At 62.1% G+C, this 14313-nt stretch carries 19 protein-coding genes, 2 tRNA genes and 1 riboswitch; of the genes, 7 read left to right on the top strand and 14 right to left on the bottom strand.

What is annotated here, in order from left to right; translation table 11 throughout:
* Nucleotides 1-44 precede the first annotated feature (44 nt).
* From C816_RS11000 to C816_RS10990, 3 genes are all read right to left on the bottom strand, one after another.
* Entirely contained in the window at nucleotides 45-1964 is a 1920-nt protein-coding gene (locus tag C816_RS11000; protein ID WP_016322461.1) for a heavy metal translocating P-type ATPase, read from the bottom strand.
* Nucleotides 1965-2158: 194 nt separating this feature from the next.
* A complete protein-coding gene (locus C816_RS10995) occupies nucleotides 2159-2377 on the bottom strand; it encodes a cation transporter (protein ID WP_016322460.1) in 219 nt (72 codons plus the stop codon).
* A gap of 35 nt (nucleotides 2378-2412) precedes the next feature.
* Nucleotides 2413-2775, bottom strand: coding sequence for an ArsR/SmtB family transcription factor (locus tag C816_RS10990; protein ID WP_016322459.1), 363 nt, complete (start codon nucleotides 2773-2775; stop codon nucleotides 2413-2415).
* 158 nt (nucleotides 2776-2933) lie between these two features.
* On the opposite strand from C816_RS10990, the gene C816_RS21830 reads away from it, so the two are divergent.
* On the top strand, nucleotides 2934-3389 hold the full coding sequence (locus C816_RS21830; RefSeq protein ID WP_016322458.1) for a PaaI family thioesterase: 456 nt from the start codon (nucleotides 2934-2936) through the stop codon (nucleotides 3387-3389).
* A 17-nt stretch (nucleotides 3390-3406) separates the two neighbouring features.
* Nucleotides 3407-4228, top strand: a complete 822-nt coding sequence (locus C816_RS10980; protein ID WP_016322457.1) for a mechanosensitive ion channel family protein — start codon at nucleotides 3407-3409, stop codon at nucleotides 4226-4228.
* A 91-nt stretch (nucleotides 4229-4319) separates the two neighbouring features.
* On the opposite strand, the gene C816_RS24900 is transcribed toward C816_RS10980, so the two are convergent.
* The 5 genes from C816_RS24900 to C816_RS10960 all read right to left on the bottom strand — a co-directional run bounded on the left by C816_RS24900 (nucleotide 4320) and on the right by C816_RS10960 (nucleotide 6277).
* On the bottom strand, nucleotides 4320-4418 hold the full coding sequence (locus C816_RS24900) for a DUF1905 domain-containing protein (protein ID WP_242832186.1): 99 nt from the start codon (nucleotides 4416-4418) through the stop codon (nucleotides 4320-4322).
* Between the two features lie 162 nt (nucleotides 4419-4580).
* A complete protein-coding gene (locus C816_RS10975; RefSeq protein WP_016322456.1) occupies nucleotides 4581-4793 on the bottom strand; it encodes a DUF1905 domain-containing protein in 213 nt (70 codons plus the stop codon).
* A gap of 69 nt (nucleotides 4794-4862) precedes the next feature.
* Complete coding sequence (locus C816_RS10970; protein ID WP_016322455.1) at nucleotides 4863-5615, bottom strand: XRE family transcriptional regulator; 753 nt, start codon at nucleotides 5613-5615, stop codon at nucleotides 4863-4865.
* A 491-nt stretch (nucleotides 5616-6106) separates the two neighbouring features.
* Nucleotides 6107-6191: transfer RNA gene (locus tag C816_RS10965), tRNA-Tyr, on the bottom strand.
* A gap of 10 nt (nucleotides 6192-6201) precedes the next feature.
* Nucleotides 6202-6277: transfer RNA gene (locus tag C816_RS10960), tRNA-Thr, on the bottom strand.
* A gap of 104 nt (nucleotides 6278-6381) precedes the next feature.
* Between C816_RS10960 and C816_RS10955 the strand changes: the two genes are divergently transcribed.
* The 5 genes from C816_RS10955 to hpf all read left to right on the top strand — a co-directional run bounded on the left by C816_RS10955 (nucleotide 6382) and on the right by hpf (nucleotide 9082).
* The gene (locus C816_RS10955; RefSeq protein ID WP_040655448.1) at nucleotides 6382-6570 is read left to right on the top strand and encodes a hypothetical protein; all 189 of its coding nucleotides are present in this window, start codon (nucleotides 6382-6384) and stop codon (nucleotides 6568-6570) included.
* Nucleotides 6567-6800: a hypothetical protein gene (locus C816_RS10950; protein ID WP_016322453.1), complete on the top strand. Its 234-nt coding sequence runs from the start codon at nucleotides 6567-6569 to the stop codon at nucleotides 6798-6800. The genes C816_RS10955 and C816_RS10950 overlap by 4 nt, the downstream gene beginning before the upstream one ends.
* Nucleotides 6781-7077 carry a sigma-70 family RNA polymerase sigma factor gene (locus C816_RS10945; RefSeq protein ID WP_016322452.1) on the top strand — a complete coding sequence of 99 codons (297 nt, stop codon included), beginning with the start codon at nucleotides 6781-6783 and terminating at the stop codon, nucleotides 7075-7077. The genes C816_RS10950 and C816_RS10945 overlap by 20 nt, the downstream gene beginning before the upstream one ends.
* A 161-nt stretch (nucleotides 7078-7238) precedes the next feature.
* Nucleotides 7239-8123 (top strand): YitT family protein, encoded by an 885-nt coding sequence (locus C816_RS10940; RefSeq protein WP_016322451.1) that lies wholly within the window; start codon nucleotides 7239-7241, stop codon nucleotides 8121-8123.
* 410 nt (nucleotides 8124-8533) lie between these two features.
* The gene (hpf, locus tag C816_RS10935) at nucleotides 8534-9082 is read left to right on the top strand and encodes a ribosome hibernation-promoting factor, HPF/YfiA family (RefSeq protein ID WP_016322450.1); all 549 of its coding nucleotides are present in this window, start codon (nucleotides 8534-8536) and stop codon (nucleotides 9080-9082) included.
* A gap of 244 nt (nucleotides 9083-9326) precedes the next feature.
* Here the strand turns inward: hpf and C816_RS10930 are convergent, their stop codons facing one another.
* The 6 genes from C816_RS10930 to C816_RS10905 all read right to left on the bottom strand — a co-directional run bounded on the left by C816_RS10930 (nucleotide 9327) and on the right by C816_RS10905 (nucleotide 14222).
* Nucleotides 9327-10352, bottom strand: coding sequence for an ABC transporter substrate-binding protein (locus C816_RS10930; RefSeq protein ID WP_016322449.1), 1026 nt, complete (start codon nucleotides 10350-10352; stop codon nucleotides 9327-9329).
* Between the two features lie 78 nt (nucleotides 10353-10430).
* Nucleotides 10431-11186, bottom strand: a complete 756-nt coding sequence (locus C816_RS10925; RefSeq protein ID WP_016322448.1) for an ABC transporter permease — start codon at nucleotides 11184-11186, stop codon at nucleotides 10431-10433.
* Nucleotides 11183-11944 (bottom strand): ABC transporter ATP-binding protein, encoded by a 762-nt coding sequence (locus C816_RS10920; RefSeq protein WP_016322447.1) that lies wholly within the window; start codon nucleotides 11942-11944, stop codon nucleotides 11183-11185. The genes C816_RS10925 and C816_RS10920 overlap by 4 nt, the downstream gene beginning before the upstream one ends.
* The gene (tenA, locus tag C816_RS10915) at nucleotides 11941-12600 is read right to left on the bottom strand and encodes a thiaminase II (RefSeq protein WP_016322446.1); all 660 of its coding nucleotides are present in this window, start codon (nucleotides 12598-12600) and stop codon (nucleotides 11941-11943) included. Before tenA ends, C816_RS10920 begins: the two co-directional genes overlap by 4 nt.
* 358 nt (nucleotides 12601-12958) lie before the next feature.
* Nucleotides 12959-13065, bottom strand: a riboswitch (TPP riboswitch).
* A gap of 82 nt (nucleotides 13066-13147) precedes the next feature.
* Nucleotides 13148-13735 (bottom strand): GNAT family N-acetyltransferase, encoded by a 588-nt coding sequence (locus C816_RS10910; RefSeq protein ID WP_016322445.1) that lies wholly within the window; start codon nucleotides 13733-13735, stop codon nucleotides 13148-13150.
* 286 nt (nucleotides 13736-14021) lie between these two features.
* Nucleotides 14022-14222, bottom strand: a complete 201-nt coding sequence (locus C816_RS10905) for a hypothetical protein (RefSeq protein ID WP_016322444.1) — start codon at nucleotides 14220-14222, stop codon at nucleotides 14022-14024.
* Nucleotides 14223-14313: the final 91 nt, after the last annotated feature.

Genomic DNA, 14313 nt, shown 5'->3' with positions numbered 1-14313 from the left:
TATCACAGCCCCGACCGCCGGGGCTGGCGGTTTCACTGCGGGGTTTATTTTCCGAATTCCTCCACCCGCAGGCAGCGGGTGGCGTTGAGAATGGCCAGGAAAGCCACGCCCACATCGGCGAATACCGCCGCCCACATGGTGGCCATGCCGAAGGCGCCCAGAATCAGCACCGCGAACTTCACGCCCAGGGCGAACCAGATGTTCTGCTTCACGATCCGCAGCGTCTTGCGGGAGATGCGTATGGCGGTGACGATCTTGGCGGGGTTGTCGTCCATGAGGACGATGTCGGCAGCCTCAATGGCGGCGTCGGACCCCAGGGCGCCCATGGCGATGCCCACATCCGCCCGGGTCAGAACCGGCGCGTCGTTGATGCCGTCGCCCACAAAGGCCAGCGCCGCCCCCGGGGTCTTGTCACCCAGCAGACGCTCTACCTGCTCCACCTTGCCGGCGGGCAGCAGCTGGGCATGGTACTCGTCCAGCCCCAGGTCCCCGGCCACGGCCTTGGCCGTGGCCTCGGTATCGCCGGTGAGCATGACCGTCCTTTTCACGCCGGCGGCTTTCAGGCCCTCCACCAGGGTTTTGGCCTCGGGCTTGGGCAGGTCGGAGATGATAATGTGTCCGGCGTAGACGCCGTCCACCGCCACGTGGACAATGGTTCCCGGCAGCTCGCAGGACTCCCAGCGGACGCCCGCCCGCTCCATCAGGCGGCTGTTACCGGCGGAGACGGCCCTGCCGTCCACCCTTGCGGCGATGCCGTGTCCGGCGATCTCCTCCACGTCTGTGACCCGGCTGCCGTCGGCCTCCCCGCCCCACGCCCTGCGGAGGGAGAGGGAGATGGGGTGGCTGGACCAGCTCTCCGCCAGGGCCGCGTACTCCAGCAGGGCCTGCTCCGCAAAGTCCCCGGCGGGGTGCAGGGCAGTGACGGTGAAAGCGCCCTTTGTCAGAGTGCCGGTCTTGTCCATGACCACTGTCTCCGTCCTGGACAGGAGCTCCAGATAGTTGCTGCCCTTTACCAAAATGCCGCACTTGCTGGCTCCGCCGATGCCGCCGAAAAAGCTCAGAGGCACGGAGATCACCAGGGCGCAGGGACAGGAGATTACCAGGAAGATCAAGGCTCTATGAAGCCAGCCGGTCCACGCCGTCCCCGCCAGAAAGGCGGGCTGGGACGCCGCCGGCACCACCGCCAGGGCGATGGTGGGAATCAGGAACAGGGCCAGGGCCGCCAGGGTGACGCAGGGGGTGTAGTACCGGGCGAAGCGGGTGATGAAGTTCTCGCTGGCCGCCTTCTTCTCTCCGGCGTTTTCCACCAGGTCCAGAATCTTGGACACGGTGGACTCCTCGCAGGGCTTGGTGACCTGCACCCGCAGGAGACCCGACTGGTTCACGCAGCCGCTGATGACATCGTCGCCGGGGCCCACGTCCCGGGGCGCGGCCTCTCCGGTGAGGGCGGCGGTATCCAGGGCGGAAACACCCTCCAGCACCATGCCGTCCAGGGGCACCCGCTCGCCGGGCCGCACCACCACGACGGACCCGACCTCCACGTCCTCCGGGTCCACCTCCTCCAGGGAGCCGTCCCCGCGCTCCAGGTTGGCGATGTCGGGGCGGATGTCCATCAGGGCGGCGATGGACTGGCGGGACTTGCCTACGGCGTAGTCCTGGAAGAGCTCGCCCACCTGGTAGAAGAGCATGACGAATACCGCCTCGGCGTACTCGCCGGTGCCAAAGGCCCCCACGGTGGCCAGGGCCATGAGAAAGTTCTCGTCAAAGACCTGGCCGTTTCGGATGTTGCGGAGGGCCTTGTAGAGCACATCCCAGCCGATGACGGCGTAGGGGACGAGATACAAAAGCCACAAAAGCGATATGCCGTCGGGCAGGGGCGGCAGGAGCTTGACAATTGCCAGCAAAGCTGCCGCCGTCAGAATCCGGATCAGCATTTTCTGCTGCTTGCGGGTGAGGTTTTTCATTGGGAGCGCCTCCTTAAGAAAGTCTGTGGTTTCCTTCTTGCATTTCTCTCTCGGGTCTGCTATACTGGAGGCGATCAGACGGCAGGTTTCAACGCCTCCTCTGGGTTTTTGCAGGCTCCCTGTGGTTTGTCAGGCCGGGGGCCTGCTTTTCCCCGCTTTCCGAACGGGCCCGCTCAAAAGCGGGCCCGTTCGCTTTACAGGTTGATGATACAGTCCGGCTCCACCTTTTTGCAGACGGCGACAACCTCTTTCATGATGTCGTCAAAGCGTCCGTCGTCGGCGTCAATGGTCATCTTCTGCGCCATGAAGCTGACGGTGGCGTCGTTCACGCCGTCGATCTTCTTGATGGCGTCCTCCATCTTGGCGGCGCAGTTGGCGCAGTCCAGGTCGGTGAGTTTGTAGCGCTTTTTCATAATCAATTCCTCCAAAATGTAATTTTGCGGGGGATTCACTCGGATACGTGCTCCAGCCCCTGGTCGATGATGGTTTTCACGTGGTCGTCCGCCAGGGAATAGAACACTGTCTTGCCCTCCCGCCGGGACTTCACCAGCCGGGCGTTTTTCAGCGCCCGCAGCTGGTGGGAGATGGCCGACTGGGTCATGCCCAGCAGTGAGGCAATGTCGCACACGCACATCTCCGCCTCAAACAGGACGTACAAAATCCGGATGCGGGTGGAGTCTCCGAAGATCCGGAACAGCTCCGTCAGGTCGTACAGGGTGTCCTCCCCAGGCAGCTGGCCCCGAACCCGCTCCACGATCTCCTCATGGGCGTGGATGAAGTCGCAGCACTCCACATTGTAACGGTCCTCCATGGCCGCCTCCTTTCAACTGAACAATTGAACGACTGTTCATATGTTCATAATACTACCGCCGCCTGCATTTGTCAACCGCATTTTTGAAAAAACGTGGAAAAGTGGAGACAGGCGTGATATACTTGTGAAAAACTGATTTCAGAGGAGAGCAGACCGCCATGGACGATTTACTGACAAACACCCGGGAACGCCTGTCCCGCAACGCCTTTATGCGCTACAACCATATGGAGCTGGAATCTGTCCAACCGGACCGGGCCGTGTTCCGGCTGGACATCCGGCCGGAGAGCCGGAACCCCTTCGGCATGGTCCACGGCGGCGCGCTGTACACCCTGGCGGACAACGCCGCCGGCGTGGCTGTCCACACCGACGGCCGGGCCTATGTGACCCAGGCCGGCTCCCTCCACTTTCTTCGCAACCAGTCGGAGGGCACGGTGCGGGCGGAGGGCCGCGTCCGCCACCGGGGACAGTCCACCTGCCTGGCAGAGGTGGACATCACCGGCGGGGACGGGGCGCTGCTGGCCACGGGGGAGTTCACCTTCTTCCGTGTGGACCCGGACCTGGTGGCGCAGCAGGTCCGGGAGACCCGGTTCCCGAGGGATGACGGGAACGCATAAGGGGGGAGGGAAGCTCTGTGGGAAATTTTGATGTGGGGGCCCTGCTGTCCGCCTCGGTGGGGAGGGTGTCCGTTGGGGACATTCTGACCGCTCTCATCGTGCTGGCGGTCTGCCTGGTGGTGATCCGGCTGCTGATGAAGCTGGCCCGCCGCCTGCTGTCCGCCTCCAGGCTGGACGGCAGGGTGCAGAAGTACCTGCTGTCCGGCATCCGGCTGGTGCTGTACCTGCTGTCCGCCATTATCGTAGTGGAGAGCCTGGACATCAACATGACCTCCCTGGTGGCGCTGCTGTCCGTGGCCTCTCTGGGGGTTACTCTGGCGGCGGAGGACGTGCTGTCCAACGTGGCAGGGGGACTGGTGATCCTCTCCGCCCACCCCTTCGCCATCGGGGACTATATCGAGGTCTCCGGCACCTCCGGCGCCGTGGAGGAGATCACTCTGAACTACACCAAGCTGGTGACGCCCGACGGCCTGCTGGTGATGCTGCCCAACAAGTCCCTGGCGAACTCCCAGATGACCAACTACACCGCCCTGGGCCGGCGGCGGATCACCTGGAAGATCTCCGCCGCCTACGACGCGCCGACGGAGACCGTGAAGGACGCCTGCCGGAAGGCCCTGGCGGCCACGGAGAACGTCCTGGAGGACCCGGCCCCCACCGTGCGCCTCTCCGCCTACGGCGGCAGCGGCATCGAGTACACGGTGTACTGTTGGGCGTCGTCGGAGGACTACTGGGAGGTCCACTTCGCCCTGGCGGAAAATCTCAGGGCGGCCTTCGGCGAGGCCGGGGTGGAGATTCCCTACAAGAAGCTGGATGTCCATATCCTGGGGGACAATCCCTGACAAAGCTGCCAAAAAACGAAAAGAGCTTGCCTGAAAGCGGAATGTCTCCGTCTCTCAGGCAAGCTTTTTTCAAAGTAAAATTCCTGGGCGTTCACCGCCGCCTCACCACCACATGGACGGTGTCTCCGCCACCTTTCCCCAGGGCGCTCCGGATGGATTTGAGCATCCCAATGATATATAGTTGAAGCACTTGAAAATCCGCAATTTGCGGATTTTCAACCAGCGGGTCGTTGACCCGCTGAACGGGCTCTGCCCGTGTGCTTCCCCTATGAAGTCAAACACACGGCCGTTTACACGGTCCCTGGCGGCAGCAGAACTTCCGCCAGATTGAAAAGAATCGTTCTGATTCTTTTCAAGTGTGTTGACTATAGCAGGTATCCCCCGTTCCGTCCCTCACGCCCATATTGACAATGCTGCCGTCGTAGGCGATCCCGTCGAACAAAACGCGGACCTTCACCCGCCCGGCGGCAAACTCCTTCCGGATGTCCCAGGGAAAGACAACATACGCGCCGCCGTTGTCGTGTAGTTCGTGTATCTCGGCATGAAATTCATAGGAGTCCTGCACCGAATCCCTCCCTTTCAGAACGCGGGGTCTCAATCCGTCCCTGTGTAATTTTGCCGCCGGAGGGCGGAACTATCCCCGCCCCGGCAGGGGCGGCGCGTGAAGGATCACCCGCCCGAAGCAGGCCAGGGTCCGCCCGCTGCCGGAGGTGAACACCGCGTCGGCATCCGCCCTGGCCCGGTTCAGGGAGAAGAGGTACACAGTCCCCGCCGGGTCCTTGTAGTACTGCTTACAGAGGATGTCCCCGTCCACACAGAAAATTCCCACATCCCCGGGCCGCAGAGGGTCCCGGTTCACATAGGCCAGATCGCCGTCCTCAATATAGGGCGTCATGGAGTCTCCCTGAATACGCACGGCAAACTCCGCCGCCAGAGGCACATCCCCCGCAACCTCCAGATAATCGAAATCCTCCCCGAATACCGGCGCGGCGTAGCCTGCCGCCGCGGGAGAGCGGTAGAGCGGAATCACCCGGGGCTCCGCCTCCGCCGGACTGCTCTCCACCTCGTCCCGGTAGGCGCAAAGCGTCCCCACCACGGAGCGCACCGACTCCCGCCCCCTGGCGGACAGTCCCCGATACTGCTCCAGCAGCTGCCGCTCGGTCCGGTCCAGCACCAGCGCACCGCCGCGGAAGCTGTCCTGAAACAGTGTGTTGGGGTCCGTCTCCAGGCAGTCAAACAGCCGCAGCAGCACCTCCTCCTTGGGAAAGCTGACGCCGCCCTCGTAATTCCCCACAGCGGACCCGGAGATTCCCATCATAGCCGCCAGCTCCGCCCGAGAGATCCCCAGCTCCTCCCGCCGCGCCCGCATCCGTTCACCAAACCGCATCGCCGCGCCCCCTTTGAAAGTCCTCAAAATCCCGGAGACTTCGAAAAATCAGAAGTCAGGCAGAAACGGAAAATCAGCCTGAATTTACAGCTGCTCTTTTGAAAAGCCCAAATTCCCGCTCCCGTCCATCCCAAAGATTTTAAGGATAATTCTGCTTCCTGCTATCAGTGTACCCCATTTTCTTGTTACCGTCAATAAATTTTCACAAGAATCTTGTTAATCCCCACTTGACACAACAAGATTCTTGTGATAACATAGTCATATCAACAAGTTTCTTGTAACTCCACCCCGCGCCCCTGGGGCGCGTCCCGATTCCGGACAGGCCGAAAGCGGCCCGAAGGAGGGGGGTGTCTGCGGGGGAAACCTTTCCGGGTTCCCCCTGCGGGATTTCAATCATCCCGCCCGCAGGCGGCAGCCACCTTCCGGGCCAAAGGCCCGGAAGGTGGCCCCCCACCAAAACAAAAAAACACGCCGAAGCGTGCTTTTTGTTTTGGTGGGGGAGGGTGGATTCGAACCACCGAAGTCAGTGACAACAGATTTACAGTCTGCCCCATTTGACCGCTCTGGAACTCCCCCATATGAAATTTGGAGCTGGTGGACGGATTCGAACCCCCGACCTGCTGATTACAAATCAGCTGCTCTACCAGCTGAGCTACACCAGCAGTTCCAACAGCATTGATTATGATAGCAGATAGATCTCGTTTTGTCAACATCTTTTTTGGTTTTTTCCAGCAGGTTTTCAAGATTTTTTGAGGGAGTGATGGGTTTGTATCCTGACAAGCGCCGCCAGAGGCGGCAGACGCCGCTGTGCGCCCTGTGCGGACAGCAGCTCACAAAGGGGGAGGCGTACTGGTTCTGCGGCGGCGCCGGCGTGTGCGCCGTGTGCCTGCCGGACCTGATCCGGCGGGGGCCGGCCCCCTGCCGGAAGATCAGTGGAAGGGAGGATGGACAATGACGCTGCTGGAGATGTCCCGGGAGTACGGAGCAAGCGCCGAGATAATCCACGCCCGGGTAGTGGAGCTGCGGGCCATGGAGCGGGCCCAGACCGACGGCGAGGCTGCCCGCCGCCTGCGCCGGCGCGTTGCGGAGCTGATGCCCATGTGGCGGGAGATGCGGGAGCTGGCCGCCCTGACCGCCCGTTATTACGAAAGGAGTTATCACAAAAATGAAAAATACACGCTTTGAAAACCGCAGCAGCGAGTGGCTGGGGGACATGACGGTGTGGCGGCGGGCCAATGCCGAGGACAACGGCGAGCAGATGACCCGGCTCCGCCGGAACCTGCGCCTGGCCCGGGAGAGGGAGCTGACGGAGCGGCAGCGGGAGATGGTGGCGCTGTACTACGACCAGGGGATGACCATGCCCCAGATCGCGGAACGGTTGGGGGTAAACCGTTCCACCGTATCCCGCACCCTCCGGCGGGCCCGGGACAGACTTCACCGCTTTTTGCGGTATACTCTGTGAAGCCTCTCCATGAATCCCGCTGAAGCAGGGGCGATTTTCTGTGCAATTCGCAGGGCGGTTTCCTCTTGTGTTTTCCAAAAAAGCCCGTATAATCGGACGTAGGGAGCAGTCATACTATTACCATATGGAAAACGGGGCGCAAAGCCCCGGGAGGAGACGCCATGATTTACAATACCCTGCACAACCGCTGGCTGCGGCTGGTGGCCGCTGTTTTTGGCGAGCTGATCTGCGCCGTGGGCGTCAGGCTGTTTATTGTGCCCCTGGGGCTGTACAGCGGCGGCCTGATGGGCGTTTGCCAGCTTTTCCGCACTTTGATGCAGACCTATATGGGCCTGGACTTCGGCAGCAGCGACATTGCCGGCATCCTGTACTTCACCCTGAACGTCCCCATTCTGCTCTTCGCCTATAAGACCCTGGGAAAGCATCTGGTCTTCAAGACTCTGGTGTGCACCCTGAGCTATTCCCTGTTTTACAGCATGGTGCCCACCCCCGCCGCGCCCATCGTGGACGACTATCTGACGGCCTGCCTGCTGGGGGGCATTCTCAACGGAATCGGCAGCGGCATCGCCCTCACCTGCGGCGGCAGCGGCGGCGGGCTGGACATTGTGGGGCTTTGCCTGAGCAAGCGGGGCAGCCGCTTTACCGTGGGCAAGTTCTCATTGACCTTCAACTTCTTCCTGTACGCCGCCTGCCTGATCCTGTTCCTGCCGGAGATCGCCATTTACTCCGTGATCTACAACTACTTCTCCGCCATCGTGCTGGACCGGATGCACCAGCAGAACGTCAGCGTGGAGGCGCTGATCTTCACCCGGGACGACCAGGACAAGCTGGCTCACTTTATTATGGAGAAGCTGGGCCGGGGCGTCACCTATTGGAACGGCGTGGGCGCCTACACCGGGACGGATGTCCATGTGCTGTGCGTGTGTCTTTCCAAGTACGAGATTGAGGAGCTGCTCCACACAGTCCACGCCATTGATCCCCACGCCTTCGTCACCATGCAGGAGGGCGTGCGGGTCCACGGCAACTTCCGGCGGAAACTGGACTGACCTGCGGCCTGTGAAGCGGGAGGACAGGCGGGGACAGCGCGAAAGGCCCGCAGACAAAAAGAGCGAAGATTACGGGAGCGGCGCGGCGCAGGCGGCGCCGCTTGCGTTTTGGGAGAACGGCTTGCCGCAGCCCCGTCCCTCCGGAAGGCATAAAAAGGGGCCGCCCGGCGACATGCGCCGTGCGGCCCAAGCGGGTGGGATATTGGAAAGCTTCCTGGATTATCTTACACCTTGGGGAGCGGTTTTGTAAATAGGAGCTTTTGGCGAATTGCCACTTCTTTTGTCGAACCAGGGCGGAGGAAAAGAATTTGTGCTTTTTCAACACAACCCCCTTTTCAAAAACCAACACATATGTTATACTACACAAAAGGGAGGGTGCGCCTCCCGTCCACACGAAAGGAGCGATCTCGATGAAGTACACCTACACCTGTAAGAAAGTCTCCCTGAACAACTCCATCAAGGACTACGCCGAGAAAAAGATCTCCAAACTGGAGAAATATCTGCGGGACGACAACGCCACCGCCCACGTGCTCTTCTCCGTGGAGAAGGACCACCTGTGCGCTGTGGAGGTCACCATCCGGGACGGCGGTACGCTGCTTCGGGCCCAGACGGAGGCGCCGGACGGGGATATGCGCGGCGCCGTGGACGCCGCAGTGGGGTATATCGAGCGTCAGATCTTGAAGAATAAGACCCGCCTGTCCAAGCGTCTGCGGAGCGAGGGCTTCCCTCCCCCGGCTCCGGCAGACGATTTCGAGGTGGCGGAGGAGAAGGAGTTCCCCATCGTCCGCACCAAGCGCTTCGCGGTGAAGCCTATGAGCGCCGAGGAGGCCATTTTGCAGATGAACCTGCTGGACCACAGCTTCTTTGTGTTCCGCAGCAGTGACGACGACAGCCTCTCCATCGTCTACAAGCGCAAATCCGGCGGCTACGGCCTCATTGTCACGGACGAGGAGGAATAACGAAAAATTCAGACGGGGAGGCCGAAAGGCCTCCCCGTATTTAGCGGGCAAAGCGCGGCGCAGAACGCCGGCTGCTCAGGCGCGCTCCGGCAGATTTTCCGGCCCTGCCTGGACCGGGCGGACTTCACGCCCCGGACGCAGAGGGCGTGGCGCCAGAATGAGGCGGCCATGGCGGAACCGTTTGCGACCGCTCTGCGGGCAGAATCAAGACCGGCGGGAGGCGGCAGGCCTCCCGCCGGTCCTGTCAAAACGCCAGATTCACCCGCACCTCGTCCAGCGCCGGGGCCCGGTCAATCAGTCCCTGCTCCAGCATCCAGGCGATGTTCTCCTCCCAGCGCCCGTCGGACTGGGAGAGAAACGCCGCCTCCTCCGTCTCCATCATGGGCAGGAGCGTCGCCATGCTGGACCGCTCCACCGTCTCCGACAGGGGGAAATTCTCCTCGTTCTGGTTGGCCAGGAGGATCGCCAGGGCCTCCTCCGGGTCCGCCTGCATATCGGAAAAGCCCCTGGCGCTGGCCCGCAGGAAAGCGGACAGCGTCTCCCCGTCCCGCTCAATGGCGTCGTCGTTTGCCAGGAACACGCCCTCGTAGTAAGTGGGTACGCCGTAGTCGTCCAGGTCGAACCAGCTGACGGCAAAGCCCTCCTCCTCCATCTGAGGCACCTCGTGGTTGACAAGGCAGCCAATGGTGGCGTCCACGCTGCCGGTGGTCATGGAGCTCATGAGGTCAAACCCCACGTCGATCATGGTCACGTCGCTGTAATCCGCTCCCGCGTCCGCCATGATGCTGCGGACAATTGCCTCGGAGAGCTCCGTCCCGGCGTAGCCGACAGTTTTGCCCACAAGGTCCGCAGGGGAGGCGATGCCCTTCTCCTCCAGGGAGAGGACGATGTTCAGCGGCCCCTGGACCACGGCGCCGATGGACTTCACCGGCACGGCCTGGTTGGCCCGGGCCTGGATTACGTCCTGCTGGTAGTAGAGGCCCACGTCCGCCTTCCCTGCCGCCACCAGAGAGATGGCGTCGTTGGCGTTGGAGGGGAAGCGGATATTCACCTGCAGTCCCTCGTCGGCGTAGTATCCCTTCTCCATGGCCACGTACAAAAAGGCGTGGAGGGCGTTGGGGTACCAGTCCAGCACCACGTCAAGCTCCCGCAGCTTTGTTCCGCTGCCGGTAATCACTTCCGTGGGACCGTCGTCCCCGCCGATGACGCCCACGGAGCACCCGGACAGCAGCAGCGCCGCTGCGGCTAAAAGCGCAAGTATCCGTCTCATAGCAAATCTCCTTTGTCTCGTCACAAATGTTATCCCGGGGGCGGCCGGCGGCCGCTCTCCCGATATTCTGCCGTTTCCTCAGCTCTCGCCCCGCCACTTCACGACCCGCTTTTCCACCAGGCCCACCAGGCCCGCCGCCGCCATGGCCACGGCGCTGAGCAGCACAATGGGGGCGAACACCCCCGCCCCGTCCAGCTGGGTCATCATCCGGCGGGAGAAGTACCCAAGACCGCTCTGGGCCCCCAGCCACTCCCCGATGGCCGCGCCGATGATGCTGATGGGCACCGCCATCTTGACGGCGGAGAAGAAATAGGGCAGGGCGCAGGGCACCTTAATTTTGCGGAAGATGTCCCATTTTGTGGCTCCGTAGGTCTCCAGCAGTTCCGTCATCTCTGTGCGGGCGGAGCGGAAGCCGTCGTACACCGTAATGGTGATGGGGAAAAAGGTCATCAGCACCGACACCAGCACCTTGCTCCAGATACCGTAGCCAAACCACAGCACGAACAGCGGCGCAATGGCGGTGGTGGGGATGGTCTGGGAGGCCACCACCACGGGGTACAGGCACTTTTGCAGCAGGGGGCTCCAGTCCATGGCCGCCGCCAGCCCCAGGCCCAGCGCCAGAGAGATGGCAAGGCCCAGTCCCGTCACCGCCATGGTGGCGGGCAGGTGGACCGTAAAGAGGGGGAGCCGCAGCTCCCACAGCCGCCGGAGGATCTGGAGGGGCGTGGGCAGGATATAGGCGGCGTTCACCTCCATGGCCCCCAGCTGCCAGAGGGCCAGCAGCGCAAAGAGAAAGATCAGCGCGGGCAGACTGCCCCGATTGGCCCGGTTCATACCTCCACCTGCCTTCTCAGCATTTCGATCAGCTCCTCCCGCAGGGCCACCGTCTCCGGCCGGGCAAAACACGCCCGGGTCCGGGGATACGCCGCCGGGACGGGGATCTCCGCCAGGCGGCGGATGGGGGTGTTGTCCACCGCCAGCACGCTGCCGGAGAGAAAGACCGCCTCCTCCACGTCATGGGTGATAAAGAGGATGGTCTTTTTGTGCTTTTCCCACTGGTCCAGCAGCCACTCCTGCATGGAGATCCGGGTGAGGAAGTCCAGGGCGGAAAAGGGCTCGTCCAGCAGCAAAAGATCGCTGCCCGCCAGCATGGTGCGGGCGAAGGCCGCCCGCTGGCGCATTCCGCCGGAGAGCTCCCCCGGCAGCTTGCCGGCGCAGCCCGCCAGTCCCACGTCCGCCAGGACCGATTCCGCCAGCTCCCGCCGCTCCGCCCTGGTGTACCCGCCCCGGATCTCCAGGGGCAGGGCCAGATTTTCCCCCACGGTGCGCCAGGGGAGCAGCAGATCCCGCTGGGGCATATAGCCGCAGTAGCGGGACTGCCCCTCAATGGGCGCGCCGCCCGCCAGGATGCGCCCGCACCTGGGCCGCAGCAGTCCGCAGGTCAGGCGGAGAATGGTGCTCTTGCCGCACCCGCTGACGCCCACAATGCAGTGGAAGGACCCGGGCTCCACGGAAAAGCTGAGATTGTCGATGATGTCAAAATCGTCCTCCGGATAGCGGTAGGAGACGCGGTCGAACTCCAGCGCCTTCATGGCCGCATCTCCCAGGCCATGTCCCAGAACGCCAGCTCGTAGCGGCTGCAGTTGACGAAAATCTCCTCCAGGTACGCCAGCTCCGACTCCGCCGCCTTCGCTGCCAGACGGTCCGTCAGGTCAATGAGGGCCTGGTTTGCAGCGTTATAGTCCTCCGAGGCATAGCCTTGAATCCACTCGCCGTAAAAGGGGTGCTCCGCCGCCCCGGGAATCTCGGCCAGGGCCCGGCCGATCTCCGCGTAGCTCCAGGAGCAGGCCAGAATGGACGCCGTGATCTCCATGGGCCCGCCCCGCTCGGCGACGGAGAGCATATAGTGGGTGTAGGAGAGGTTGTCCAGGGCGGGCTTCACCGCCAGCACCTGCTCCTCCGAAATGCCCAGACGCTCCATGTAGGCCCGGTGGATGTTCATCTCCCCGCCCAGAATGGCGTCCACATTCCGGGCGAAAACGCGCATCAGCGCCGCTTCCCGCGCCTTTACCACCCCCAGGGCGAACACCCGGGCGTAGTCGAAGAGGTACAGGTAGTCCTGGAGCATGAAGTATTGGAACTTCTCCGCCGGGAGGGTGCCGTCGCCGATGCCGGCGACAAAGGGGTGGGTCAGGCACCGGTCCCAGATGGGACGGGCCGCCTCCCGCAGGCGTTGGGAAACCGTCATAATATGTCCTCCTTAAACATCAAAGCCTGGGCCTTGTTTGGAAACCGTCAAAACGCCTCCTTGGGGCGTCTTTTCCCGTCAGGACTGCGTTGATTTGACCTGAAACCCGGGAGGGATTTCCCCAATGTCATTAAGATAAGACCAATTTCCAAATAATGGGGCATCAAAATGTTCTTAGATTTCAGCTAAGCACTTAGAATCCAAAATATTTCTGCACCCCATTATTGGGTAAATTTCCTTAACTTAATGACATTGGGGATTTCCCGCGCCGTTTTCACTTGGGGGAATTTTTTCGGCAAACGAAAACGGGACGTCCCCACAGGGACGTCCCGCGCAATTACGAGAAAACCGCCGCAAAAGGCGGCGAACAGCTGCATCCCTACGTTGGCATGATCCAAATCAGGTGAGGTCGAGGGGTAACACCCTCCTCTCAGCCCCCTTCCGGGGACTCCCTTGCAAGCCGTAGTATATGCTGTTTTTCACGAAATGTCAATCCTTTTTCACCGGAAGCTCCGGAGCGGCTCGCCGCTGCGCGTTCCGCCATGTATCAAGCAGGGCCCAGGCGGAGGACCTCCGAAAAGGGCTTCACCGGCGGCGGGTCCGCCGGGTGGAGCCCGATGTGCTTCTCCATCCAGACCATATTGTACCACCGGCCGAACTTGCAGCCGCACTGGCGGAACTCCCCCGCCAGCCGGTAGCCCATGCGCCGGTGGAAGTCCACGCTGTCCCTCGTCAGGTATTCGTCCTCCCGCTCCGGGCAGGCCACGCAGGCGTTGAGGTTCAGAACCCCCTGGGCCGCGAGGCACCGCTCCAGCGCGGCGTACAGTGTCCGCCCCACGCCCTGCCGCTTCGCCTCCTCCCGGACGTAGACCGTGGTCTCCACGGCCCAGTCGTAGGCGGCCCGCTCCTTGAAAGGACCGGCATAGGCATATCCCATGATCCGCCCCTCCGCCTCCGCCGCGAGATAGGGGTATCTCTCCAGCGTGCGGGCGATCCGTCCGGCGAACTCCTCCGGGGAGGGGACGGCGTACTCAAAGGTAATGGCGGTCTTCTCCACATAGGGTGCGTAGATCTCCAGCAGGGCGGCGGCGTCCTCCGGCGCGGCGGCGCGGACGGTCAGGTCTCCCGGGGCCATAAAATCCCTCCCGTTTCGGTTTTTCTCAAAATAGCACGCCGGAGGGGAGAAGTCAAGGGAGCTGTTCTTTGGGGAAATGTCCAGCCGCGCGTTTTATCGTCCGGACCTTTGATTTTCGGCCGTGCCTTTGTAGGGGCGGGGCTCTGTCCCCGCCCGTTTTCCCGGAAATGCCGGGTTTCCCGAAAAAGCCAGATTTTCCGAAAATACCCGTTTTCCCGGAAATGCCAGGCTTCCGGCGGACGGGCCGGGACAGAGCCCGGCCCCTACAGACACGCCTGCGGTGATTCTAAAAGTCCGCGGGCCCTTGGTCCCCCACGGAGATTCCGTTCAGCAGGAGATACTCTGTGAGCGTCTCCACACATTCCCGGTCGCTCTGCCGGGCGGCAATGATTCTGGCGATATTCCGCAGGTGCGGGTTGGCGGGCTGGGGGGTGAAACCGGAGAGGCCATATGTCTCTATCAGTTTTGCGAGGCGTTTTTCCTTCATTGCTGCATCCACCTTAATATCCATATATGGTTATTATAAACCAAAATACTCCATATAATCAAGGTTAAATCCTCTATATATGGAGAACAGG

The organism is Oscillibacter sp. 1-3, assembly GCF_000403435.2.
In the GTDB taxonomy this organism is placed as follows: Bacteria; Bacillota; Clostridia; order Oscillospirales; family Oscillospiraceae; genus Oscillibacter.
The sequence above is the reverse complement of the archived record's forward strand: the minus strand, read 5'-3'. Positions and strand labels throughout refer to the sequence as shown.

Coding starts and splice junctions, on each gene's coding strand:
- C816_RS11000 (WP_016322461.1), bottom strand. CDS start 1,964: ATGAAAAACCTCACCCGCAAGCAGCAGAAAATGCTGATCCGGATTCTG.
- C816_RS10995 (WP_016322460.1), bottom strand. CDS start 2,377: ATGAAAAAGCGCTACAAACTCACCGACCTGGACTGCGCCAACTGCGCC.
- C816_RS10990 (WP_016322459.1), bottom strand. CDS start 2,775: ATGGAGGACCGTTACAATGTGGAGTGCTGCGACTTCATCCACGCCCAT.
- C816_RS21830 (WP_016322458.1), top strand. CDS start 2,934: ATGGACGATTTACTGACAAACACCCGGGAACGCCTGTCCCGCAACGCC.
- C816_RS10970 (WP_016322455.1), bottom strand. CDS start 5,615: ATGCGGTTTGGTGAACGGATGCGGGCGCGGCGGGAGGAGCTGGGGATC.
- C816_RS10950 (WP_016322453.1), top strand. CDS start 6,567: ATGACGCTGCTGGAGATGTCCCGGGAGTACGGAGCAAGCGCCGAGATA.
- C816_RS10945 (WP_016322452.1), top strand. CDS start 6,781: ATGAAAAATACACGCTTTGAAAACCGCAGCAGCGAGTGGCTGGGGGAC.
- C816_RS10940 (WP_016322451.1), top strand. CDS start 7,239: ATGATTTACAATACCCTGCACAACCGCTGGCTGCGGCTGGTGGCCGCT.
- hpf (WP_016322450.1), top strand. CDS start 8,534: ATGAAGTACACCTACACCTGTAAGAAAGTCTCCCTGAACAACTCCATC.
- C816_RS10930 (WP_016322449.1), bottom strand. CDS start 10,352: ATGAGACGGATACTTGCGCTTTTAGCCGCAGCGGCGCTGCTGCTGTCC.
- C816_RS10925 (WP_016322448.1), bottom strand. CDS start 11,186: ATGAACCGGGCCAATCGGGGCAGTCTGCCCGCGCTGATCTTTCTCTTT.
- C816_RS10920 (WP_016322447.1), bottom strand. CDS start 11,944: ATGAAGGCGCTGGAGTTCGACCGCGTCTCCTACCGCTATCCGGAGGAC.
- tenA (WP_016322446.1), bottom strand. CDS start 12,600: ATGACGGTTTCCCAACGCCTGCGGGAGGCGGCCCGTCCCATCTGGGAC.
- C816_RS10910 (WP_016322445.1), bottom strand. CDS start 13,735: ATGGCCCCGGGAGACCTGACCGTCCGCGCCGCCGCGCCGGAGGACGCC.
- C816_RS10905 (WP_016322444.1), bottom strand. CDS start 14,222: ATGAAGGAAAAACGCCTCGCAAAACTGATAGAGACATATGGCCTCTCC.